This is a genomic window from Nocardioides secundeburneus, assembly GCF_039939255.1.
GTDB lineage: Bacteria > Actinomycetota > Actinomycetes > Propionibacteriales > Nocardioidaceae > Nocardioides.
Window position 1 is genome coordinate 143,741 of record NZ_JBDUUE010000008.1, and the last position, 24,036, is coordinate 167,776.

A 24,036-nucleotide genomic window follows, 5' to 3' on the forward strand; every position below is an offset into this window, starting at 1 on the left:
TTCCCGGTGATGGCGGTGCCCGGGACGGCTGCGTGGACGGTCGCGGAGGAAGTGTCCGGTGCCTCATCGGGCAGGTGTCAACGCCGCGACTCGCGGATCGCTGCGAAGATCTCGGCGAGCTGGGCTGCCGTGGCCCGTCGGATGGTGGGTTCGTCGGGGCGGTGGGGGAGCGAGATCCCGTCCTCGCGCTGCACCTTCGCGACGTACGTCCCGACAGCCGTGGTGATGATGTCCATGCGCGACTTGACCAGCGTGGGCAGGTGTTCGGCGAGCGTGCGCCGGGCGTCGGCGGCGCTGACCCCCTCGATCCACCTCTTGAACTGGGCGTCGTTGCTGGACAGCTGCGACGTCTTCAGCTCGGCCGCGCGCTCGTAGATCATGACGGTCGTCAGTCGTGGGTAGGCGACCGAGCCCTGCTCGGTGACGACGCCGCCGGTCTTCTTCGTGCTCTGGCCGGGCAGGGTGCCGATGCCGAACAGCTTCTGCACGATTGCTTGGCACCAGCCCCACGGGACGACGTGCTCGCTCTCGAGACGCGACACCTCCCGCTCGCGACCGGTCTTGGCGTCGTCGAACTCCTTGCCCTTCTGGCCGTGCCGGTGGACGTCGCCCGCCTGGCCCGCCTCGCCGCCGCGGTTGACCCGGTTGATGGACTCGCCGTCGTAGCCGATGATCTCCCAGCACCGGGCGATGGCGTTGGCGAGGGCGCGGGCCTGCCGCAACAGCTCCGGCGGGATGCTGCCGCCGGACCTCATCATCACCTGGCGCGCGAGTTCCTGCAGGGCGCCGCGCTTCGCGTCCACGTCGCGGAACGCGGCCGCTGCGGCCACCCGGTCGCGGGCGTCGGGCAGCGTGTCGATGTCGGCCGCGGCCATCGCGCGGGTCATCGCCGCACCGGCCTCGCGCGGCGTCGAGGCAACGGTGATCTTCACGTTCTCGGGCTTGTCGCCGGTGACGGTCACCGAGTGCGACGTGCCCCTCGCGGAGAACCCGGCCCTCTCCCGGAGGCCGGCGATCTTGTCCTTCGTCCAGGTCTTGCCGGCGTCGACCTTTCCCTTCACGTAGGCCTTGCCGGCCGCGACCTTCTTCTTCGCCTTCGCGCCGAGGCCGGTGACGCCCCGGATCACCGGGCCGGCGAGCTTGAGGCCGGCCTTGATGACGACGTCGATCGCCTTGGTGAACGGCTTCTGGAGCGTCTGGATGATCGACTTGATCTTCTCGCCGATGCCGCCGACGCCGAGCACACTGGCCAGGAAGCCGATGAGGACCGGCACCATCTGGCCGAGCACGTCCTCGATCTTGGCCATGACGCTCGAGACGTTGCCCTTCGCGATGTCGACGACGCCGTCGATGATCGTGGTGACCAGCTTCATGATGCGCGAGCCGTTGGTGACGAAGAACATGATCACGTCGTAGATCAGCTTGCAGGCCTTGATGAACGCAGCCGCGGGGTTGAGCAGGCCGATCAGCCAGGTGATGCCGGCGGTGATGACCTTGGTGACCACGAAGTCCTCGACCTGCTCCATGATCATGGCCTTGATGTCACCGAGCTTCTCCACGATCAGCTCCCAGACGGCGCCGATGCCGCCCGAGGCGATCTTGGCGAAGATGTCGACGCCCTTCTCGATCGCCCCCATCGCCTTCTCGCCGATCTGCTTGACGATGCGGCTGCGGATGTTGGCCCAGCTGAGACCGAAGACCGAGGCGACCAGCTTGATGATGCCCTTGAGGTCGAAGGTCTCGGGCATCTCGATCCCGGCGTCGGCGAGCTGGCCGAAGAGCCAGCCCATGAGGCCCTTCTTGAGGTGCGTGCCGATGTTGGCGAAGAACCGCATGATGCCGCCCTTGACGCCGGCGACGAGGTTGCCGAGGAAACCGACCGGGTCCTTGATGATGTCCTCGATCGCGCTCGCGGCGCGCGCGAGGACGTTCTTGAGCATGTCGACGAGGCCCTTGATCGTGTCGATCACGCCCTTGATCGCGCCGATGGCGGCGTCGACGAGTCCCTTGTTCTCGGCCTGCATCGCCGCGATGCGCTCGTCGAGGCCCTTGCGTGCCTCGACGTACTTGGTAGCGAGGCTCTCGACGAGCGCGTCCTGCTTGGCGCCGACGTCGGACTCGAGCTGCTCGAAACGGTCGCCCATCTCGGTGGCGGCCTCGGTGCCGACCTTGCGCAGGTCCTGGGGGAGCGAGGTCACGTAGGCGGAGATCTCGCTCCTGCCGCGCGCGATGCGCTGCTTGGCCGCGCCGAGGTCGCCGCCGACGATGTCGGCGACGCGCGAGATCACGCCGTCCATGCGTTGCAGGTAGAGCTCGCGGCCGGCCTCGTAGAACGCGTCGACGGCGCTGGGCATGCCGAGCAGCTTGTCCTTGGCCCACTTGAGCCCGCCGAGCCAGCCGCCGTAGCGCTCGCGCTTGTAGGCCGACATCTTGGCCGCCACGAACGCCTCGAACGCCGCCTTCGCCGACGCCTCGCCGGTCTCGAACGCCGCGTCGACCTTGGCGTCGATGCCGTTGAGGATCTTCTTCACGTCGGCCTCGGTCGCGGTGAAGATCGACTGGACGCGCGCGGTCACCTCCGCGCGCTTGGCCTCGTCCTTGCTCTTGGCCTGACCCTTCTGGGCGACCAGCTGCGCGATCGCCGCGCCCTTGGCCCCGTGCATGCCGGTCAGGCCGGCCCGGGTCTCGGCGCCGGCGTCGGCCTTCGACTGCTCGAGCTTCGCCTTCTCCTGCTCGCGGTAGGCCGCGGGCGCGGTGTCGGCGTGCTCGGCGGCCTTCTTCCTCGCCGTCAGCGCACCCTCGAACTCGGGCTCGTTCGACCTCGCGAGCTGCTGCTCGGTGACGCCGGCGTCGGCCATCTCCGCATCGGTCTGGTGCTTCCCCGCCGCGAGGTTGGTCTGGTCGGCCGGAGCCGGCTTCGGCGCAGCCCCGGCTGCCGGGACGACGCCCGCCCGGCCCGGGTTCTCCGCCGCCATCGGCTCGACGTCCTTCGGCACCGCCGTCGACTGGTCGGGCGGGGCGTCGGTGGCGGCCTCGATGTCCTTCGCGGCTCCCTTCGAGTCGGCGCCGAGCATGCCCTTGACCTCGCCCTTGACCTCGCCGGCCCGGCCCGGGGCGGACTCGGCCTCCTCGAGGGTCTGGGGCGCCTTCGCCTCGATCGCGGTCTTGACCGCGGCGATGAACGCCGGTTTGTCGAACGTCCCGGCCTGCTGGGCGTCCATCGTGTCGGCCTTGGCGGCCCGGGCCTGGGCGGCGAGGTCGTCGGCGGGGGCCTGGGCCGCGCCCTGGGCCTCCTGCGCCTTCGACGCTGCCGTGGGGTGCGCCTTCGCGGTCCCGGCGACGTCGGCGACGCCGCCCTCGACCTGCTGGAACGCCGGGTCGTCGGCGGGCCGGGTGCCGGCGGGGGCGACGGGTGGGGCGAGCTCGGCGCCCGGAGCCAGCGGAGCAGGCCCGGCCAGCGCGGCACCGGCCCCGCCGCCGGATGCCGCGGTGGGCGTGGACGCGGGTCGCGGGGCGGCGTCCTTCGAGGGGACGGCCGGCCTCGGTGCCTTCGCGGCAGCCTTGCCCAACGGCGAGACCGGCTTGACGGGCTTGGTCGGCGGCACGGGCTTCTTCGGCGTCACCGATCCCGGCCCGAAGCCCGTCTTCGTCACCGCGAGAGCGTTCGGCCCGGGCTTCTGGGCCTCGCCGTCGATGTCGACCGGCACGCCGGCGGCCCTGGTCGCCTTCAGGCCCTTCTCGACGGCGTCGATGTCGGGGTCGCCACCGCGGACCTCGGTCAGCGCGCGGTCGATCTCGGCGGCGGCGTCGCCCGACGCCTTGGTGCGGCCGGCCATCAGCGCGGCCACGGCACCGTTGCCGGCCGAGCGCTGCAGCGCCACGAGGGCGGCCGGTCCCCGAGGCCGCGCGGCCCGGGTCACGGCCTCCCGGCCGCGGGCGAGGGCCTCGCTCGCGGCGTGCTCGCGGGCGGCACTCACCCCTCGGCTTCCTCCTCCTCGGCCTCACGCTGCACCGGTCCGAGGGACGGGTCGTGGGCGGCCTGGGCCGGTTCCTCCTCCTCGCCCTCCTCGGCGCGCTGCACCGCCGGCAGCGACGGGTCGTGCGCGGCCTGCACGCTCGCCTCGTCGCCGTGGTCGTGATCTGCGTGCCGCTGGACGGCGGCCGCAGGCGAGGCGGTGCTCGCGGTCTGCACCGGCCTGGTCGGCTCGGGCTGCGACATGACGCGCTCTGCGTTCGCGGCTGCCTCGACCTCGAAGCGGTCGGAGGGGCTGCTCACCGACACGCCGCCGGCGGACGGCGTCCCGTCGACCGGGCCCTGTCGCTGCTGCACGACGTGCGTGAGCTCGTGGGCGAGCAGGGTCTGACCCGACGTCGAACCGGGGTCGTAGGCGCCGCGCTGGAAGACGATGTTCGAACCGACCGTGTAGGCGTGCGCGCTCACCGACGTCGCCGAGTCGTGCGCGGCGTCGCCGGTGTGCACCCGCACGTCGCCGAAGTCCTGCCCCATCCGTACCTCCATCGACGTCCGCACGCCGTCGTCGAGCGGCGACCCGCCGCCGGAGACCACGTCGTGCACCGGCGAGCGCTCCTGCTCGACGGCGGCCGCCGTCGCGGCGTTGCCGGCCGCTCGCTGGAGGCCGAGGACGCCGGCGTGCCCGACGACGTCGGACCGGCCCTGCTGCACGGCCTTCATGGTGACCGGGTCGAGCTCGGGCGCCTTGCCGGCGTGGGCGTGCTCGGCCTCGGACTCGTGCTGCTCGTGGCCGTGGTGGCGCATGGCGACCTCCGTCATCGGGTGCTCGGACCTCCTCCGACCGTCGCACCGGGGGACGTCGCCCGTGGGTGCCGTCGAGACGTGTCTCGGGGCAGGTGGGGGTGCCTGATCGGGCAGGGCCTGTCGTGGTTGCCGTGCGGGGTTGGGTTGGCCGCGCGCGGTAGCACGCCGCGTCTCGGCCTCAAGGACCAATCCGTTCGTCGTGCTGTACCACGGTTTTGGGGATTGGTCCTTGACCCCGAGCCTCTCGCGGCGTGCTGGTCCGGCGCGTGCGGTGGCGCCTCCGCAAGCTCCGGCGCACCGCCCGCCAAATGCGCGGCCAGCGGAGGGAGCTAGGTCGGGTTCGTGGTCGACTTCGAGTCGAACGCGTGTTCGATTCTGTGGTATCATGGCCTATGGCCACCTCGACCCGCACCAGCAGCGATCCGCTGCTGCACGCGGTGCGTGGACGTCGCCTCGCTGAGGCTGACGCACAGGTCGAGACGCTGAAGTCGGTCCTCGCGTGGGCTGAGCGGTACGAGGCCACCTCCGACGAGGTCATCGTGCTGTTCCAGTCGGTCGAGCGTCCGCTGCACCTGGCCGGCCCGGGCGCGCCGGCGGTGTCGGAGTACGCCGCGCTCGACCTCGCCCTGTCACTCGGGATGTCGACCGACGCCGGCCTGACCTACCTCGGTCGGGCACTCGAGCTGTGTCACCGGCTCCCGCGCTTGTACTTGCGGGTGGTCAAGCACGAGGTCGCTCTGTGGCGGGCGTTCAAGATCGCGGATGCGACCATGACGCTGTCCGAAGCGGCGGCGTGGCACGTCGACAAGGCCATCACACCCGTGGCGGATCGGTGCTCGTTCGCCCAGCTCGACCGCACCGTCGACGCCGCCCGGGCCGAGCACGACCCCGAAGACGCCGAAGCCCGACGCCTCGCGGCGCTCGAGGACCGGCGGGTCACCGTGTACCTGGCCGGTGCGACCACCGACGGAACCGTCGACGTCATCGCCACCCTCGACACCGCGGACGCGATCGACCTCGAACACGCGCTGCGTGACGGCGCCCAGACCCTCGCCGACCTCGGGTCGACCGAGACCCTCGACGTCCGACGCTCCCAGGCCCTCGGAGAGATGGCCCGTACCCAGCTCGCCCTCGACCTCGACACCAGCAGCACCGGGCGCGGGGTCACGATCTACGCCCACCTCGACGCCACCAACCCCGACCTGCCCGGTCTGCTCGACAACACCCAGACCCCGCTCCTGGTTCAGCAGGTCCGCTCCTGGTGCGAAGCCGCCGGCACGAAGGTCACCGTGAAGCCGGTCATCGACCTCGCCGAACCCCTCGAGACCCCCTCGTATCGACCCAGTGATGCGATCCGCGAACGCGTCACGCTGCGTGACCGGTGCTGCGTCTTCCCCGACTGCACCCGACGCCGGGTCGACCTCGACCACATCGTTCCGTTCGAGTCCGGCGGCGTCACCGCGACCTGGAACCTCGCCCTGCTCTGCCGCAGGCACCACCGCGCGAAGACCCGCGGTGACTGGTCCTACCGGATGATCGAACCTGGCCGCTACCACTGGACCTCACCGACCGGCGTCGAGAAGACCGTCGACCGACGGCCACCACCCGGCACCCGAGCACGCCGACATCCCTGAAAGCCCCAACCAGCCCCGACTCCGACCGGACCGGGGCTACCGGCACGCGCTCGGCTCACGCGGTCTCGTGGAGCAGCCGGTAGTAGACGCCGAACTCCGACTCGAGGCAGAGCCGTCCGAGCTTGCGGTACTCGCGCTGGACGGCGGTCACCAGGTGTCGCATGCCGATGACGCCGGTGTCGGCGGCGGCGAGGTAGGCGGTGGTGACGGCGGCGGAGCGGATGGCACCGCCGGCGAGGCTGAAGGCGTCGGCGAGGAAGCGGAGGTCGGTGTCGGGGGAGCGGGGCACCGCCGCGCCGAGGCAGCGGTCCCACAGCGCGAGGCGGTGGTCGGGGTCGGGCAGGGGGAAGTCGACCATGACGTCGAGGCGGCGGGTGAAGGCGTCGTCGATGTTGGCGCGCAGGTTGGTGGCCAGGATGACGAGGCCGTCGAACGACTCCATGCGCTGCAGCAGGTAGGCGCTCTCGACGTTGGCGTAGCGGTCGTGGGCGTCACGGACCTCGGAGCGCTTGCCGAAGATCGCGTCGGCCTCGTCGAAGAGCAGCACGGCGTTGACGCCGGCGGCAGCGGTGAAGATCCGCTCGAGGTTCTTCTCGGTCTCCCCGACGTACTTGTCGACGACGGTGGCGAGGTCGACGACGTACAGCTCGAGGTCGAGGTCGTGCGCGATCACCTCGGCCGACATGGTCTTGCCGGTACCGGAGTCGCCGCCGAACAGCGCCGCGACGCCGACGCCACGGCCGCCGCCGGGGCGCATCGCCCAGTCGCCGAGCACCTGCTCGCGGTGGCGGGCGCGGAGCGCAACCTCCTGCAACGCGGTCAGGACGGCGGGCGGCAGCACGAGGTCCGACCAGCCGACCGCGGGCTCGATGCGGCGGGCGAGCCGCTCGAGCGCCGAGCCGTTCTCGGAGCGAGCCCCGAGGCGCAGGTGCCGGGCGGTCACCGACTGGTCAGGCGCCAGCATCGACTGCACCCGCGCCGACGCAGCGGCGCGGGCGACGTCCTCGGGCCGCAGGCGGAACTGGGTGGTGCTCTCGAGCGCGTCGGCGGCGGTGACCGTGCCCGACAGGGCGAAGCGCCACACGGCCCGTCGCTCCTGCTGCGTGCTCGCCGGCACCGGCACGAACAGCGGCGGGTCGAGCGTCCACGACGGGTCCCACGACTCCTCGCCGACGAGCAGCAGCGGCCGCGGGTCGGCCACCAGCTCGTGCAGCAGCAGCGGCCGCTCCTTCACCGCCGACACCGGCCCGGCCACGATGCCCGCGCCCACCAGCCGCGCCTCGCGGACGGCGACGCGGGCCAGGCCCACCGGGTCGGCCTGCCGCACGAGCCGCTCGAGGTCGATCACCAGCGGCCGGTGCCCGGTCAGGCGGAGCGCCTCGACCGCCAGCACGCGCCCCGAGCCCGTCGCCGGCTGACGCAGGTAGGCGAGCGTGACGCCGTTGCCGAGGGCCGTGGCGAGCGGTGACGGGTCGCCCCACGGCACGTCGGGCACGGTGGCGAGCACGGGCGCGAGGGCCGGGTCGGGGGCGTCGTCGCCGAGCAGGAACGAGACCACCCGGTCGGGCACCCGCACCGCGCGGCCCGGGAACGGCCGGTCGCCGTCGTCGAGCGCGACCAGGCCACCGGTGACGAGCGGCCCGCGCAGCAGGTGGGCGTGACCACTGGACGACGAGAGCGGCACCCCGGCCAGCTCGAGCGCGACGGCGACCGACGGACGCCGCCGGCTGACGTCGTCGTTGAGGTAGCCGAAGAACGACTCGAAGCGCGGGTCGACGTCGGCCGCGAGCCCGACCAGCAGCAGGTCGAGGTCGACGTCGTCGAGCCCGAACGTCGCGGCCAGGTCGCGCAGCCGCAGCTCGCCGCCGTCCTCGGCCGCGACGTCGGCGGCGAGCTCGCAGGCCTCGAGCCGGGCGGCCGTCTGCGGCCACTCGACCGCGGCCCGCGGGGTCGCCAGCAGCCGGTCGACGGCCTCGTCGCTGAGGTAGAGGCCGCGGAACGGGTCGTCGGGCGCCGGGTCGTCGGCGCGACGCTCGGCCACCAGCCGGCGGATGCGGTCCTCGACCACGCCGAGCCGGCCGAGCAGGTGCGCGAGGCTGGTCATCGACCGGCCGGTCACCGCGAGCTCCGCCGACGGGCCCGCGGGGTGCCCGTCGTGGGCATCGTGGCCGGCGGCGGCTCGTGCAGCCGGCGCCCCTCGTCGCGGCCGCCGTGCACGAGGTCGGAGGCGTCGATGGTCAGGCCCTCCTCGACGGGCGCCCCCGCCGGGAACTCCTGCCCGGTCCACATCGGCGCGACGACCACCAGGTCGAGCGACGGCTTGAGCTCGCCGCCGAGGGCCGACCACACGTCGGCGAACGCCCGGTCCTCCGGCGGCGGCAGGCCGATCGTGAGCCGCACGGGCTGCTGCGGCTCGGCGAGCTGGCCGACGACGAGGCGCGGCGGCAGCGCGTCGTACTTCACGAACGCACGCAGCAGGCTGTCGAGCAGGCGGTGCTCGTCCTCCGGCCGTTGGGTCCAGGCCGTGACCAGGTAGGAGAGCTTGAAGAACCGGGGGGCGGGGCGGCGCATGACGACGTGGCCGCTGCTCGGGTCGCGCTCCTCGAGGTGGCCGGCCGGCCGCCTCCGCAGGTCCTCGCGGATGTCGTAGAGGTAGAGGTTGACGGTCGGCGCGTTGCGGCGCGCCGCCCAGTCCTTGGTCGGGGCGTCGAAGACGACCTCGAGCTCGGAGCCGCTCAGCGCCTCGGTTGACACGATCTCGTGCAGGGCGTCGTCGACGTGGGCGATCATCCGGTCATCAGCCTCTTCCGTTGAAGCTCGGTGGCGCAAGGGTCCGCGGGACGACGAGCAGCTCGGCGTCGACCGGGGTGAACAGCCCGCCGACGCTGGTGGCCGTGAGCAGCCGCACCCCCAGCAGGTCGTGGCGGACGACGAGCAGCGGCACCCGCACGGTGCCGTCAGCGGCGACCCGGAAGGGCCCCGGGTCGATCGTGATGCCGGGCAGCCAGGTGAGGTCGACGTCGGAGCCGGGCGGCATGTCCTCGCCGTAGGCGAGCACGACCCGGCCGGGCGGGGCGACGCCGGGCAGCACCCGCAGGCTCGGCTGCCGGATCCGCAGGCGCACCTCGTCGGCGTTGTTCACCAGCGTGGTCTCGGACGTCGTCGTCGAGACCCGTGCGCCGAGCGTCACCGGGGCCTGCGTCCCGGCGAGCATCTCGAGCCCGACGGTGAAGAGCCGGACCTCGCCCGGCGCGAGCCCGCCGAGCAGGCACGGGTTCCCGGCGGTCAGGCACGGCGGTGCGGGTCCGGACGCCGCGACGGCCGTCGGCCACGTGGCCCGCAGGCGGACGTCGTCCGCGGGGTCGGGGCTGAGGTTGCGCACGGTGACGGTGGCGGTGCGCAGGCCGCCGACGTAGCCCACCGACCGGTCGAGCTCGATGCGGACGGCGACGTCGGCCCGGTCGACGTCGGCGACGGGACGGCGCCCGCGGACCCGGTAGAGCGCGCTGTCGACGTTGTCGGCCAGGTCGGGGTCGGGTGGTTCGGCCGCGACGATCGTGCCGGTCGCCGTGCCGGTGACGGGCGTCGGGTGCGTCACGCGGACCTGGTAGACGCGTACCTCGCCCGGGTCGAGCCGCGCCAGGTCGCACCCGGTGCCGTCGGCGCGACAGCCGGCCGGGCCTCCCGGGACGGCGCCGACGACGGCGCCGGGGCCGAACGAGGTGCTCAGGTGCGGGTCGTAGGCCGGGGTCGGCCCGTCGTTGCGCATGGTGAACGTCGCGACCAGCGTGTCCCCGACGAGCACCGACGTCGGGGCCACCGTGACGGTGACCGACAGGTCGGCCTCACGGTCGACCTGCCAGGCCGGCTCTGTCTCGGGCGACGGCTCGTCGGTCACCTGTCGGAGTCCGGAGCCGTCGGGAGCGATCGCGTAGACGTTCCGGTCGTCCGGTTGACCGACGGGTTGTCCGCTGAAGGCGATCTCGGTCCCGTCGGGCGACCACGCGGGGTCCTGCGCGGCTGCGACGACCCGGCGGCTCGGGGTCAGCGGTCGCGGCAGCGGGCCGAAGTCGATGGTGCTGCCGACCAGCACCTGGTCGTCGACGATCGGCACGAGGCCGATCTCGTTGCGCTCGTCGCAGCATGGTCCTACGAACTCGAACGACCTCAGCTGGCCCTGGTACTCGTAGGCGATCGTGGTGCCGTCGGGCGACCAGGCCGGGTGCCGGCCGGCCGGGCGGCACCCGTCGGCGCACGAGTCGAGCTCGAGCGGGGGCGCGGTCGGGTCGGAGGTGTCGAGCAGCACCAGGTCGGTCGCCTGCTCCGGTGGGGGTCGCCCCCACCGGCGTGCGGCCGGGAACGGGCGGTACGAGCCGCCGTTGGCCCGCTCGACGACCACGTGCCGGCTGTCGGGCGCCCACGACGGCGTCAGGGTGGTGACGGCGGGGTCGCCGGCCGGTCCGCCGGGCACCCGGGTGACCGTGCCGGCCTCGAGGTCGTGCAGCCACAGCTGCGGGGGCAGGGACGGGGCGTCCTCGAACCCGCGGACGCGGGTGAAGGCGACCCGGGTGCCGTCGGGCGACCAGACCGGGTCGACGTCGGTGTCGAGCCCCTGCCGCCCGCCCGCGGGCAGCAGCGGCCGGGCGTCGCTGCCGTCGGCGTCGGCGCGCATCAGCACGCGCACGTCCGGCTGGGCGCCGGTCGTCCCGCCGTCCGTGCTGTAGACGATCTCGCGGCCGTCGGGGGAGTACGCCGGCCCCGCCTCGTCGTAGCGGTGCCGCACCTCGCCGTCGACGACCTCGCGCCCACGGCGCACCGGACGACGCTGGCTGCCGTCGCTGGCGCGCACGTCGGCGACGTCGGCGTGGAGCAGCCGCGAGCCCGCCCGCACGACGTCCTGCGCGCGGCTGGTGAAGAACAGCGTCGCCGTCGCCAGCGGGCTGTCGCCGGTGTAGGGACGGCGCCAGAACGGGTGGCTCTCGCCGACCCCCGAGACCGGGGTGACCAGGCGCTCGACCGTGACGACGTCGGGCGGGCTGGTGCCCAGGCCCTGCTCGGCGGTGGCCGGGGCGACGAAGCCGATCGCGATGTCGCCGTAGGGGTCGTCGGCGGTCGTGGTGACCGCGAGGTACCTCGGGTTCAGCACGCTCGACCACGCCGGCTCCGTGCCGAGCGTGTCGGCGTCGTCCGGCGTCGTGACGACCCCCGGCTGCGAGGGCGAGAGGAAGGCGATCGTGCCGGACGCCGTCCGCTCGGTCGTGGTGAAGGCCAGCCAGTCCTGGTCCTCGTAGATCGGGATGCAGTCACCGTCGGGGACCCCGCAGCTGCCGGGGACGTAGTCGACGAAGACCGACTGCACCATGGCGGCCGGCTGCGTCTCGGCGACGTCCGGCGTGCTCGTCAGCGCGATCGCCGCTCCCCAGCCGGTGCCGGTGCGCGGCAGCTGCACCAGGTCGGGGAGCGCGTCCGGGACGGCGCTGCTGAACGCCACGCCGTCGACGCCCGCGAGGTCGTTCGTGGCGTCGTAGGTCCAGGTCGGCCACAGCTCGTCGGTGGGCTCGTCGTCCGGCCCGGCGACGAGGTCGTCGGTGAGGTTGACCGTCGTCCAGCCGACACCGCACGCGGTGGCGCGCGACGGCACCGGTGGGGCCTGGCCGAAGGGCGCCACCCGGCCGGGAGGCGGCGGGCTGCTCACGTAGACGTCCCAGTCGCCGTCGGCGTCAGAGGCGTAGGCGACCTCGCCGTTGCCGTTGACGACCGGGTGCGTCTCGCGCCCGGGGTCGCAGGTGACCCGCTCGGCGCTGCCGTGCTCCCGGGCCAGGTAGACCTCGCCGGCCGGGTCGTCGCGGCTGCTGACGAACGCCGGCAGCTGCCCGGGCACCCCGCCGGCCTCGCCCTCGTGGGCCGGCCCGGGCTCGAACCCCTCGAGCCCGGTCTGCACCGACCGCGGGCGGGTGACGGCACCGTGCCGGGCGCCGGCACCGGGGCCGGTGCGCAGGACGTCGACCGCGTAGAGCGCGTCGGCGTCGTCGGTGAAGGCCAGCCGCGGCTCGTCGACGCCGTCCGGATCGACCCACAGGACGGCGACGTCGACCGCGGGCTCGGACGGCCCGCAGACGTCGTCGAGGTCGACGTCGGCGCACGCGAGCACCGTGGTCGGCCCAGCGTCGGCGCGGGTGGTGGTGAACCGGGCCCGGCCCTCGGCGCCGGTCAGCACCACGCCGGTCTGCGTGGGGTCGCCGACGACCTCGAACCGGATCCGGCGCCCGGCGGCCTGCGTGCCGCCGGTGTCGAGCGCGGTGACGACGACGTCGTGGTCGGTGCCGACCGTCGCATCGCCGCCGCCCTCGGTCAGCGCGAGCGAGGCGATCGGGCGCCCGGGCTGCCATGACGGCTGGTGCGCCACGGCGCCGTCGTCCGGCGTGACCCGCGTCGCCGGCTCGCTGCCGTCGAGCCGGGTGCGCCACACCGCGAAGCTCGTCCCGGTGTCGGACGACGCCGCGTAGGCCAGCGAGGTGCCGTCGGGCGAGAACGCCGGCTGGCGCTGCAGCCCGGGCCCGCCCACGAGGACGGTCGGCGCCCCTCCAGACGCGGGGACGGCGAAGACGTCCTCGTTGGTCACGTCGACGGCGGAGTAGGCGATGCGCGTCGAGTCCGGTGACCAGTCGGGGTCGGCGATGCCGTTGGCGACGACCAGCTCGACCGGGTCGGTGCCGTCGGCGTCGGCCCGGTAGAGCCGGTCGGAGGTCACCCCGCTCGGGTTGCCGGTGTAGGCGATGGAGGCGCCGTCGGGCGACCACGACGGCGACCGCACGTTGCCGCCCACCGCGGTCGGGACGACGAGGGTCGCCGGCCCGCCGGACGACGCGACCGACCACAGCTGGAAGCGGCCCGTCGTCCGGTTGCTCGCGAACACGATGCGCGTGCCGTCGGGCGACCACGTGGGGTCGACGTTCTCGGCGGCGACCGAGGAGAGCGTCGTGACGCCCGTGCCGTCGGCGTCCATGGTGAGGATGTCGGAGCTGCCGAGCGTCGTGCGGCGCACGAAGGCGATGCGGGTGCCGTCGGGCGACCACGCCGGGGCGGTGTCGGGGTCGGGGCTCGTGGTCAGCCGGCGGGTGTGGCTGCCGTCGCCCGCCGCGACGTAGACGTCGGGACCGCCGTCGCGGTTGCTCGACCAGGCGAGCAGCGCCTCGTCGCCGGGGAACGCACGCACGAGCGGGGCCGCCTGCGTCGGCAGCACCGCGACGAGGGAGGCGAGCAGGCAGGCCGAGGCCGCCACGACCGCTCTCCGCCCTGGGCGCACGACGTCCTCCCGCTGGTCCGACCGGTCCGCCTGCCCTAGATGAGTCCCTGGCGCAGGGCGTAGGCGACGGCGTGTGAGCGGTTGCGCAGCTGCAGCCGGGTCGTGACGTCGTGCAGCACGTTCTTCACCGTGCGCTCCGAGTAGGACAGGCGGTCGGCGATCTCCTGGGTGTCGCACCCGTCGGCGACCAGGCGCAGCACCTCGATCTCGCGCGTGGCGAGGCCGTTGAAGGTGATGCCCCGCGGTCCGAGGAAGCCCCGCTGCAGCGCGCCGACCTGGCCGAGCAGGCGGCCGAGCAGGTCGGCCGGGATCGTGCCCTCGTCGCACGCCGCCTTCGTGATGGCGCCGACGAGCCGCTCGGCCGACGCCTCGTGCCGGCGCAGCAGACCCACCACGCCGGCCTCGGCGGCGGTGACGACGTCCCCGTCGTCGAGGCCGCCGGCCACGAGCACGAGGCGGGTGGACGACGTCCGCTGCCGCCGCTTGAGCAGCTGCAGCGCGCGCTCGTCGACGGCGTCCACGACGACGACCGTGACCTCGGCCGTGTCGGCCTCGTCGTCGCCGAGCAGCCGGATCTCGGGCTGCGGCCTGAGGTGGCTGACGACGCCCGCCTTGAGGATCGGGTCCCACGCGTCGACGTGCACCCCGACGCGGCGGGTGGCGGGGGTGGGCACGGCGGTCGGCCGGGGCCGGATCGGGGTGGGTTCCGGACGGGCGAGCGAGCTGGTCATGGGGCCTCCTGGGCGCTGGGTGCGCCCATCTGAACCCGCGGCCCTCACCGGCCACTCACCGGTGACTCAACGCCTCGCCCGACGAGTGGCTCATCGGGCACGGGCCGGTGCCCGATGGGCCACCCCGACGTCCGCTCCGCGAGCGACGTCGCGTTCCTAGGTTCGGTTGCATGACGACCAGTGCGACCCTCGACTCGACCTCCCTGCGCCTCGACGCCGGCGGACAGGCTGTCGTGCCGTTGCAGATCCGCAACAGCGGGTCGGTGGTCGAGGGCTACACGATCTCGGTGATCGGCGCGCCGGCGGCGTGGACGACGGTCGAGCCGGCGGTGCTCTCGCTCTACCCGGGCACGACGACGACCGCCACCGTGACGTTCCACCCGCCGCGCTCGGCGCGCGTGCCCGCCGGCGAACTGCCGTTCGGCGTCCGGGTGGTGCCGACCGAGCACCCCGACCAGGCCGTGGTGCCGGAGGGCGTTGTCGAGGTGCTGCCGTTCCTCGAGACGACGGCCGAGCTCGTGCCCCGCACCTCGCAGGGACGCCGCGGACGGCACCGGGTGGCGATCGACAACCGCGGCAACGTGCCGGTCAACGCGCTGGTCGACGCGACGTCGGACGGCGAGCAGGTGCGCTTCAAGGTCGACCCGGTCGGTCTCGCGATCGGGCCGGGCGAGGCGCGGTTCGTCGACCTCGCCGTCGTGCCCCGCCGCCGGCGGTGGCGCGGGCAGCCGGTCACGCACCCGTTCGTCGTGACCGTCGCCCCGCAGGACTCGACGCCGGTGCAGCTCGACGGCAGCTACGTCCAGGGCCCGATCGTGCCGAAGTGGGTGCTGTGGACGCTCCTGGCGCTGCTGGCCCTGCTCGGCGCCGCGCTGGCGGCCTGGTTCTGGCTGCTGAAGCCCACGATCGAGTCCCAGGCGGAGGAGGCGGCGCAGGAGGCAGCCGCCGAGGCCGAGCAGGCCGCCGCGGAGGCCGGCGAGGCCGCGCAGCAGGCCGGGGCCGCCGCGGACGACGCCGGCGGGGCCGCCAACGACGCGAAGCAGGCGGCCGACCAGGCCGAGGAGACCTCGCCGGGTCGCGACCCGAATCCCCGCCCGCGCGTCGTCACCACCGACGTCGCCCCGCGGCTCAACGTGGTCAGCGCCGGCACCGACGAGGCGGTCTACGACCTCCCGGGCGAGGACGACACCCTCGCCCTCACCGACCTCGTGCTGAGCAACCCCCAGGGCGACTTCGGCCGCGTGCAGGTCGTCGTCGACGGCCAGGTCCGGCTCGAGCACGCATTGGAGAACTTCCGCGACCTCGACTTCCACTTCGTCTCACCGATCATGGTGGACGACGACGTGACCCTGCGCGTGACCTGCCGCAGCCCGGGCCGGCCGCCGGACGCCCCGGTGCCGACCACCTGCGACGTCTCGGTCCTCCTCGGTGGCGAGCTCGTCGCTCCCGCGCCGCGGCCGACCCCCTCGACACCGTCGGCCGGGTAGGTCGGTCAGCGGGTCGGCGAGTCAGCGGACCGTGGAGGCGGCGGAGGTGGCGACGCCGAGCGAGGTCAGCACCTCGGCGTAGGAGCGTCTGGCCTCCTCGGAGGCGGCCAGGTCGCCGGCCGCACGGTGGGCCGCGACGAGCAGGCGCCAGGAGGCGTCGCGGAGCGGGTCGACGTCGATCGAGCGACGGGCGGCACTGGCCGCCTCGGCCGGCCGCCCGTGGTCGAGGTGGAGCCGGCCGAGCAGCGCGGCCGCCTCGGCGGCGCGCACCTTGTAGTGCTCGCGGTGGGGGAGCGCCCACTCGCTCGGGCCGTCCTCGGGGAGCACGTCGCCGACGTAGAGGCGCAGCGCGGTGTCGAGGTCGGCGATGGCCTGGTCGGTGCGCCCGTCGGTGCGCGCCTGCTCGGCGGCGCCGGTGAGCGCGTCGAAGCGGCGCAGGTCGGACACGGCGCCGTCGGGCAGCGCGAGCAGGTAGCGCTCGCCGTCGCGGACGACGAGCCGGCTGGCCCCACGGGCCACGCCCGGCTCGAGCGCCGAGCGGATGCCCGAGACGCACACGTGCAGGTTGTGCGTGGCGGCCTGGCCGTCGAGCTGGGGCCACATCGCCTCGACGATCACCTCGCGGTGCACGGGCTGCCCGGCGTGCAGCGCCAGGAGGCGCAGCAGCGCCCGGGCGCGGGGTCGCACCCGGGTCAGCTGCGGGGTGGCGCCGTCGACCCGGACCTCGAAGCCGCCGAAGCACCGGACGTCGAGCGGGGGCACGCGTTCGACGACGTGCGCCGTTGGCGATCTGATTTCGTCAGTGGGTGTGTCCAGCCATTCCCAGGGGCGTACGTCGAGGCCGATGCGGGTCGCCTCGTCGTCGGCCTGCTGTCGCATCGCGGTCGCGCCGCCGAGAGCCGACGCCGCGTAGCCCACGGCGATCGCCCCGGGCACCAGGGCGCTGTAGGCGAAACCGATCGCCGAGTCGGCGTCGCGGGCGGCCTCGGGCAGGTGCTCGGACGACGCCCCGAGGGCGCCGAGCGCACGCGCCCAGGCTTCGAGCGCGGGCGCGTCGAGGTCGCGGCAGCGCCGGACGACGTCGTCGAAGGCCCGCGGGCTCGCGACGCCCCGGTGCAGCCGCCCCACGGCGTCGAGGCCAGCCAGCAGGAGGGCGCCCCAGGAGTCACCCCGGTCGTCGGCCGCGGCGACGGCGTCGCCCCCGGGCGAGGCCCCCCGGTGCATCGCGCCCAGCCCGTGGGCCAACCGGGCGAACCAGGCGACGCCGAGGTCTTCGGCGCGGGCCGCGATGGCGTCGACGCGCTCGGGGTCGGGCGCGGTCAGGGCGGCCGCGAGGAGATCGACGGCGCAGCGGGTGAGGGGGTCGTCGTCGAGGCGCTCGGCGCAGCCGGCGAGCAACGGGCGTGCGGCCGCGAAGGAGCCGGCGATCGCCAGCTCGAAGCCGCGGAGCACGTCGGCGTACAGCGGTCGGAGCGGAGTGCGACGTCCGGGCACCGGTCGCCGGAAGGCGGCCCGCAGGTAGTCGCTCCACCCGTCGCCGGGCTGCTGGTCGCCCGCCGTCCACGTGCGGGCGACGTGCTCCAGCTCGCGCGCCGAACGGCCGGCGGCGCCGTCGAGATCGACCCCGGCGAGGTGGGCGGCGGCCTCGAGCGACCCGTCGCGCAGGGTCCGGACGGCGCGCACGACCCGGACCTCGGCCGAGCACCGCGACCGCGGGACGTCGTCGACCCAGTCGAGGTCGGCGTCGGCGACCACGTCGTCCCACCGGTCGTGCAGCAGCCGGAGCGCGAGGTCCCAGTCACGACCGGCCACGGCGGCCCGGACGGCGGCGGCCGCAGCGTCGTGCTCGTCGGCGAGGAGCGCCGCGGTCGTGCGGAACCAGGCGTCGGTGACGGCGTCGCCGGACTCCGACCGCATCGCGGCGACCAGGTGGCTGCGCAGCACCTCCGGGGTGCGGTAGCCGAGGCCGGCCGCGTCGGCGACGAGCACCCCGCGACGGCGCAGGTCGTCGAGCCGGTCCTGGCTGTCGACGGTGCCGAGCAGGCGGTCGCAGACCGGGGGCGTGAGCAGCTCGAGGCTCGACGTGCGGCGCAGCAGCTCGAGGTCGCCGGCGCCGAGCCCGGCGAGCACCGTCTGGGCGAGGTACTCACGGGCGTAGTCGTCGCGGCGTCCGAGCGCCCTGACCGCGCGGTGGCGCAGCTCGGGCGCGAGCCCGGCCACGGCGTGCCGGAACAGGTGGAGACCCGCCGCCCAGCCCCCGGTGCGCCGCGTGAGGAGCCGCGCGTCGGGCTCGGCGAGCGCGAGCCCGTAGCCCTCGCGGAACAGGTGCGCGGTCTCGCCGGCCCGGAAGCGGAGGTCGCCCGGACCGAGCACGGCGCTGGCCAGCTCGGTGCGCGCGAGGTTCAGCGGCGTCGGCGTCCGGCTCGCCACGACCAGGCGGAGCCGGTCGTCGGTCGCGAGCAGCAACCGCTCGACGCAGTCGCCGACCGCGGCCGCACGGTGGCGGGGGCGGGACAGGTGGTGGAAGTCGTCGACTACGACGACCAGGGCGCTGGTGCGGCGGCCCAGGACGCCGACGATCGACTCGAGGTCGACCGCGGCCGGCAGGTGCGGGTCGGCCCGGTGCACCGCCGCGCCCAGACCCTCGAGCAGGGCGGCCACGGGGTCGTCGTGCTCGGCCGAGGCCCGGAACCAGGCGACGTCGACCGCCGACTGCGCCGCCCAGTGGGCCAGGGCGGTGGTCTTGCCGGCGCCCGCGGGCGCGACGACGGTCGTGATGCGCGCCGTGCGCAGGCGGTCGAGGGACGTCGTCAACCGCGGCCGCGGCACGCCGCCGGCCCGGGGGAGACCGACGACCGGCTCGACCCGCCGCCGCGGGGGACGCGGGGCCGGCAGCACGATGCGGTCGTCGTCGGTGCGCACCACGGGCCCGGACACTCCCGCGTGGATCGGGCCGAGGCGGGCGGGCCGAGCACCGACCTGGGTGTCTGCCACGGTTCCGCCTTCCCTCCGGAGCGCCCGAGGCCCGACGTCCCGGCGCTCGTCGATCCCACCGCGATACCCCAGGGGGTTCCATAGCCCGATCGGGCCATGTGCCCGGTGCCGCTCACCCCACCGGGGTCGTGCACGGCACCCGTAGGGTCGGCAGGATGGTGAGCATGAGCCCGACGAGCCCCGAGACCGTGGGCGACCTGGCCGTCGCGATCGACGTCGACGCGATCGCCCCGGCCCGCGACCGGCTGCGCACCGCGCTCGCCGAGGCCGGTTGCGACGAGCCGCTGGTCGACGACGCCGTCGCCGTGGCGAGCGAGCTGGTCATGAACGCCCTGCTGCACGGCACCAGCGACGAGACCGACGAGGTGCGGCTGGGATGGGTCGTCGACGAGGGCGTCGTCACCATCCACGTCGACGACGCCGGTGGCTCCACGACGCCGACGGTGCACGCCCCGCACCCCACGGCCGGCGGCGGGCGCGGATTGCGGCTGGTCGAGCAGCTGACCAGCACGTGGAGCTTCACGCGCTCCGAGAACGGCACGCGCGTGACGGCCGTGCTCAGCCCCGGCGGCTGATCTCCGGCTCGAACGGCACCATCGCCATGCCGAGCGTGCGCGCGGCGCGCGACCCGTCGGCCGCGACGATGGTCAGCAGGTTGCCCTGCTCGACGGCGCGGCCGGTGGCCCGCGCGACCACGCCGATCGCGGCACTCGGCAAGAAGCCGGTCGCACTCAGGTCGACCCAGGCCTCGGCGTGGTGGGTGATGACCTCGTGCAGCGTCTCGCGCAGTCGGGACAGCTCGGACTCCTCGACGTCGCCGCCGACGACGACGACGCCGTCGGCCTGGATGTCGATCCTCATCTCGCTGGCCACGTCACGAGGATAGGGGTGGGACCGGCGAGGTCCGCGCCGATCATCCGCAGGGGTGAAAGGTGCGCGCCGTCCCCGACGGGCGACCATCTGTCTGACAGGGTTCCGTGGTGAGCGCACGTCCCCCCGCCGACGCCCCGGGCGTCGACGACGACGCCATCGCGGTGCTCGTCGAGCCCGGTGCGGCGCGTGTGATCCTGCGGGGCGACATCGACCTGGCGGTCGCCGTGCGGCTCGGCATCGAGCTGCGCCGGGTCTTCGTCGACGGCCACATCGAGGTCGAGATCGACCTCGCGGCCGTGACGTTCATGGACTCCTCCGCCCTCGGCGTGCTCGTCGGGGCGCAGCGCCAGGCCCGCATCTTCCGTGGCTCGCTGCTGCTCGTCGGACCCAGCGCGTCCGTGCGCCGGCTGCTCGCGCTGACCGCCATGGACAAGGTGCTCGACGTGCGCGAGGCGTCCGGGTGAGCGGCGCGGCAGCGACGCACGTGCTCGACGAGCTGCGCGCGACCGGTGCGGTCGGACGCGACCTGGTCGAGGTCGACTGGGCGGCGACGTCGCTCGGCTCGCCCGAGACGTGGCCGACCAGCCTGCGCGTCGCCGTCCGGATCATGCTCACCTCGAAGTTCTCGATGTGGCTGGCGTGGGGGCCCGACCTGGCGTTCCTGTGCAACGACGCCTACCGTCGCGACACGCTCGGCACCAAGTACCCCTGGGCCCTCGGCCGCCCGGCCAGCGAGGTCTGGTCGGAGATCTGGAGCGACGTCGAACCACGCGTCGAGCAGGTGATGGCCTCCGGCGAGGCCACCTGGGACGAGTCCTTGATGCTCCTGGTCGAGCGCAGCGGCTACGTCGAGGAGAGCTACCACACGTTCTCCTACAGCCCGCTCGCCGGCGACGACGGCGCCACCGCCGGCATGCTGTGCGTCGTCGCCGAGGTGACCGAGCAGGTCATCGCCGAGCGGCGCATGCACACCCTGCGCGACCTCGGCGTGCGCACCCGCACCGCCCAGGACGACCGCGAGGCGCTGACCGACGCCTGCGACCACCTCGCGGGCAACCCGGCGTCGCTGCCGTTCGCGCTCACCTACCTGTTCTCCGACGACGGCACGGCCGCGCTCGCCGCGACGGCCGGCATCGCTGCCGGCCACCCGGCCGCCCCGGTCGAGCTCGGCCCGGACGACGAGGCGGTGTGGCCGATCGACGCCCTGCGCGACGGCGAGCACGTCGTCGTCGACGACCTCGCCCGACGCTTCGGCGACCTGCCGACCGGGGCCTGGGACCGGCCGCCCCACGAGGCCCTGCTCGTCCCGCTGGCCGCCCCGTCGGGCGCTCGGCCCTACGGGTTCCTGGTCGTCGGGGCCAACCCGTACTGCCTCGTCGACGACGCCTACCGCGACTTCGTCGACCTGGTGGCCGCACACCTCGCCACCGCGGTCACCGACGCTCGCGCCCTGCAGGAGGAGCGACGGCGCGCGGAGCAGCTCGCCACGCTCGATCAGGCCAAGTCCGACTTCCTCGCCAACGTCAGCCACGAGCTGCGCACGCCCCTGACGCTGCTGCTCGGCCCCGCCGAGGACGCGCTGTCCGACGAAACCGTGCCCCTGGCGGCCGAGCACCGGCAGCGGCTCGACGTCGTCGTCCGCAACGGCCGCCGCATGCTCGAGCTCGTCAACTCGCTGCTCGACTTCTCGCGCCTGCAGGCGGGCGAGGACGACGCGGTGTTCGTGCGCACCGACCTCGGCACGTTCACCGCCGAGCTCGCCGCGATGTTCGACTCGGCGGCACGGCGGGCCGGGCTCACGCTCGAGGTCCGGTGCGAGCCCGGCGTCGAGGTGCACCTCGACCGCGAGCACTGGTCGAAGGTCGTCATCAACCTGCTCTCCAACGCGCTCAAGTTCACCTTCGAGGGCGGCATCACCGTCGTGGTCGACCTGGCCGACGGGCAGGCCCGCCTGCGGGTCGGCGACACCGGCGCCGGCATCCCCGACGACGAGCTGCCCCGCCTGTTCGACCGCTTCCACCGCATCCGCGGGGCGCGCTCGCGCACCCACGAGGGCTCGGGCATCGGCCTCGCGCTCGTCGCCCAGCTCGTGGGCGTCCACGGCGGCCACGTCGAGGCCAGCTCGCAGGTCGGAGTCGGCACCACGTTCACCGTCACGCTGCCGCTGGGCAGCGACCACCTGCCGCCCGACCGGGTCGCGACGGCGTCCGGCGACCTCGCGGGCGTCGCGGGCCGCAACCGGCGCCGGGTCGAGGTCGAGACGTCCGGGTGGACGGTCGCCCCGCCGGTCGAGGCACCGGTCGCCGAGGTCGGCACCGACGGCCCGGCGCGCGCACGGGTGCTCGTCGTCGACGACAACGCCGACATGCGCGGCTACCTCGTCGGTCTGCTGCAGGCCGACGGCTACCAGGCCCTCGGTGCGACCGACGGCCTGCACGCGCTCGAGGTGCTGCGCGCTGACGGCGCCGACCTCGTCGTCACCGACGTGATGATGCCGCGGCTCGACGGCTTCGGCCTCGTGAAGGCGATCCGCGACGACCCCGTGCTGACGGTGACACCGGTGATCATGCTCTCGGCCCGAGCCGGCGAGGAGGGCACTCTCGAGGGCCTGGCCGCCGGGGCGGACGACTACCTGGCCAAGCCGTTCTCGGCCCGCGAGCTGCGCGCCCGGGTGCAGACGCACCTCGCCCTCGACCGGGCCGAGCGGGTGCGGGCCACGCTCGAGCGCGGCAAGGAGCTGCTCGACCGCGCCGAGCGCCTGGCCCGGGTCGGCAGCTGGGAGATCGACCTCGCGGCCGACACCATCACGGCGTCCGACAACTTCGTCGAGATGCTCGGGCTCACCCACCACGACCTCGAGACCCTGGGCACCACGGCGGTCATCTCCGGCCTCGTGCACCCCGACGACCTCACCCGGGTGAGCACGGTCCTGGGCGAGCTGCCGCCGGGGGAGCAGGTGGCCTACGAGACCCGGATCGTGCTGCCCTCGGGCGAGGAGCGGCTGTTCGTGGCCCGGGGCGAGCGCCCCCTCGACGCCGATCCCGACGGCCACGTGCTGCGTGGCGCCTTCCAGGACGTCACCGACCAGCGGCAACTGCAGGACCAGCTGGTCGCCGCCGAGGCCGGGCAGGAGGCCGCCCTGCGCGAGCGGGCGATCGCCGACGCGCTCCAGCGCAGCCTGCTGCCGAGCCTCGCCGAGGTCGACGTGCTGGACGTCGCCACCTACTACCGCGCGGCCGGCGAGGCCGCCCAGGTCGGCGGCGACTGGTACGACCTCATCGACCTCGGCGCCGGCCGCACCGCCCTGGTCATCGGCGACGTCATGGGCCGGGGGGTGCGCGCGGCCGCGACCACGGGCCAGCTGCGGGCGGCGGTCCGCGCCCTGGTGCGTCTCGACCTCGGGCCGGCGCAGATCCTCGAGCACCTCGACGGGATCGTGCAGGAGCTCGAGCAGGACCAGATCGTCACGTGCGTGCTCGGCATCGTCGACGTCGACGCGATGACGTTCAGCTACGCCAGCGCCGGTCACCTCCCGATCGTCGTCACCGGGACGCCCGACCCCGCGATGCTGCGCGGCACCGGACCCCCGCTCGGCGCCGGCTTCTACGGCGTCGAGAGCGTCACGGTGCCGGTCGCTCCGGGGCAGCTGCTGGCGTTCTACACCGACGGTCTCGTCGAGCGGCGCGACAGCGACCTGGTGGCCGACATCGAGCGGCTCGCCGACGACCTGCGTCGGGTGCAGGACCGGCCGGTGCACGACCAGCTCGACGAGGTCGTGTCGACGGCGCTCGCCCGCGGCTCGGGCGAGGACGACGACGTCGCGGTGATGCTCGTCCAGGTGTGCCCGCCGCGGGCCGACGACGTCCTGCACCGCCGGCTCGAGCACCACGACCTCGCGCCGGCCGAGGCGCGCACGCTGGTCACCAAGCACCTCGATGCGCTCGGCGTGCCCGCTGCCGTGCGCAACGACGTCGTCCTGGCCGTCAGCGAGCTGGTCACCAACGCCGTCGTGCACGCGCGGCCGCCGGTCTCGCTGCGGCTGCGGGTGGGCGACCGCGAGCTGTGGGTCGAGGTGGTCGACCGCACCCTGCTGCGCCCGCAGCGGCAGCGGCCCACCGACGACGACGAGCACGGACGCGGCCTCAACATCGTCGCCAGCCTCGCCAGCAGCTGGGGGACCAAGCGCACCGACGCCGGCAAGGCGGTGTGGTGCAGCTTCACCTGGTGAGGCCTT

At 74.3% G+C, this 24,036-nt stretch carries 13 protein-coding genes; 5 read left to right on the top strand and 8 right to left on the bottom strand.

Annotated elements, in window-relative coordinates; translation table 11 throughout:
* Window positions 1-77: 77 nt before the first annotated feature.
* Complete coding sequence (locus ABFT23_RS21305) at window positions 78-3,977, bottom strand: phage tail protein (RefSeq protein WP_347898891.1); 3,900 nt, start codon at window positions 3,975-3,977, stop codon at window positions 78-80.
* Window positions 3,974-4,792 carry an eCIS core domain-containing protein gene (locus tag ABFT23_RS21310; RefSeq protein WP_347898893.1) on the bottom strand — a complete coding sequence of 273 codons (819 nt, stop codon included), beginning with the start codon at window positions 4,790-4,792 and terminating at the stop codon, window positions 3,974-3,976. The genes ABFT23_RS21305 and ABFT23_RS21310 overlap by 4 nt, the downstream gene beginning before the upstream one ends.
* A gap of 377 nt (window positions 4,793-5,169) precedes the next feature.
* On the opposite strand from ABFT23_RS21310, the gene ABFT23_RS21315 reads away from it, so the two are divergent.
* Window positions 5,170-6,411 (top strand): HNH endonuclease signature motif containing protein, encoded by a 1,242-nt coding sequence (locus ABFT23_RS21315; RefSeq protein ID WP_347898895.1) that lies wholly within the window; start codon window positions 5,170-5,172, stop codon window positions 6,409-6,411.
* A gap of 55 nt (window positions 6,412-6,466) precedes the next feature.
* On the opposite strand, the gene ABFT23_RS21320 is transcribed toward ABFT23_RS21315, so the two are convergent.
* The 4 genes from ABFT23_RS21320 to ABFT23_RS21335 are packed head-to-tail and all read right to left on the bottom strand — an operon-like array spanning window position 6,467 to window position 14,448.
* Window positions 6,467-8,515, bottom strand: a complete 2,049-nt coding sequence (locus ABFT23_RS21320; protein ID WP_347898897.1) for an ATP-binding protein — start codon at window positions 8,513-8,515, stop codon at window positions 6,467-6,469.
* Window positions 8,516-8,526: 11 nt separating this feature from the next.
* Entirely contained in the window at window positions 8,527-9,201 is a 675-nt protein-coding gene (locus ABFT23_RS21325; protein ID WP_347898898.1) for a DUF4255 domain-containing protein, read from the bottom strand.
* Window positions 9,202-9,208: 7 nt separating this feature from the next.
* Window positions 9,209-13,693: a hypothetical protein gene (locus tag ABFT23_RS21330; RefSeq protein WP_347898900.1), complete on the bottom strand. Its 4,485-nt coding sequence runs from the start codon at window positions 13,691-13,693 to the stop codon at window positions 9,209-9,211.
* A 59-nt stretch (window positions 13,694-13,752) separates the two neighbouring features.
* Window positions 13,753-14,448, bottom strand: coding sequence for a helix-turn-helix transcriptional regulator (locus ABFT23_RS21335; protein WP_347898902.1), 696 nt, complete (start codon window positions 14,446-14,448; stop codon window positions 13,753-13,755).
* A 170-nt stretch (window positions 14,449-14,618) separates the two neighbouring features.
* On the opposite strand from ABFT23_RS21335, the gene ABFT23_RS21340 reads away from it, so the two are divergent.
* Entirely contained in the window at window positions 14,619-15,935 is a 1,317-nt protein-coding gene (locus tag ABFT23_RS21340) for a COG1470 family protein (protein ID WP_347898904.1), read from the top strand.
* A 21-nt stretch (window positions 15,936-15,956) separates the two neighbouring features.
* Here the strand turns inward: ABFT23_RS21340 and ABFT23_RS21345 are convergent, their stop codons facing one another.
* A complete protein-coding gene (locus ABFT23_RS21345) occupies window positions 15,957-18,929 on the bottom strand; it encodes a BTAD domain-containing putative transcriptional regulator (RefSeq protein ID WP_347898906.1) in 2,973 nt (990 codons plus the stop codon).
* A gap of 164 nt (window positions 18,930-19,093) precedes the next feature.
* Between ABFT23_RS21345 and ABFT23_RS21350 the strand changes: the two genes are divergently transcribed.
* Window positions 19,094-19,504, top strand: a complete 411-nt coding sequence (locus ABFT23_RS21350) for an ATP-binding protein (RefSeq protein WP_347898908.1) — start codon at window positions 19,094-19,096, stop codon at window positions 19,502-19,504.
* Here ABFT23_RS21350 and ABFT23_RS21355 read toward each other — a convergent pair.
* Window positions 19,488-19,802, bottom strand: a complete 315-nt coding sequence (locus tag ABFT23_RS21355; RefSeq protein WP_347898910.1) for a hypothetical protein — start codon at window positions 19,800-19,802, stop codon at window positions 19,488-19,490. The two genes, ABFT23_RS21350 and ABFT23_RS21355, sit on opposite strands and share 17 nt — an antisense overlap.
* A 107-nt stretch (window positions 19,803-19,909) precedes the next feature.
* On the opposite strand from ABFT23_RS21355, the gene ABFT23_RS21360 reads away from it, so the two are divergent.
* Complete coding sequence (locus tag ABFT23_RS21360) at window positions 19,910-20,266, top strand: STAS domain-containing protein (RefSeq protein WP_347898912.1); 357 nt, start codon at window positions 19,910-19,912, stop codon at window positions 20,264-20,266.
* Window positions 20,263-24,030 (top strand): SpoIIE family protein phosphatase, encoded by a 3,768-nt coding sequence (locus ABFT23_RS21365; RefSeq protein WP_347898914.1) that lies wholly within the window; start codon window positions 20,263-20,265, stop codon window positions 24,028-24,030. Before ABFT23_RS21360 ends, ABFT23_RS21365 begins: the two co-directional genes overlap by 4 nt.
* Window positions 24,031-24,036 lie beyond the last annotated feature (6 nt).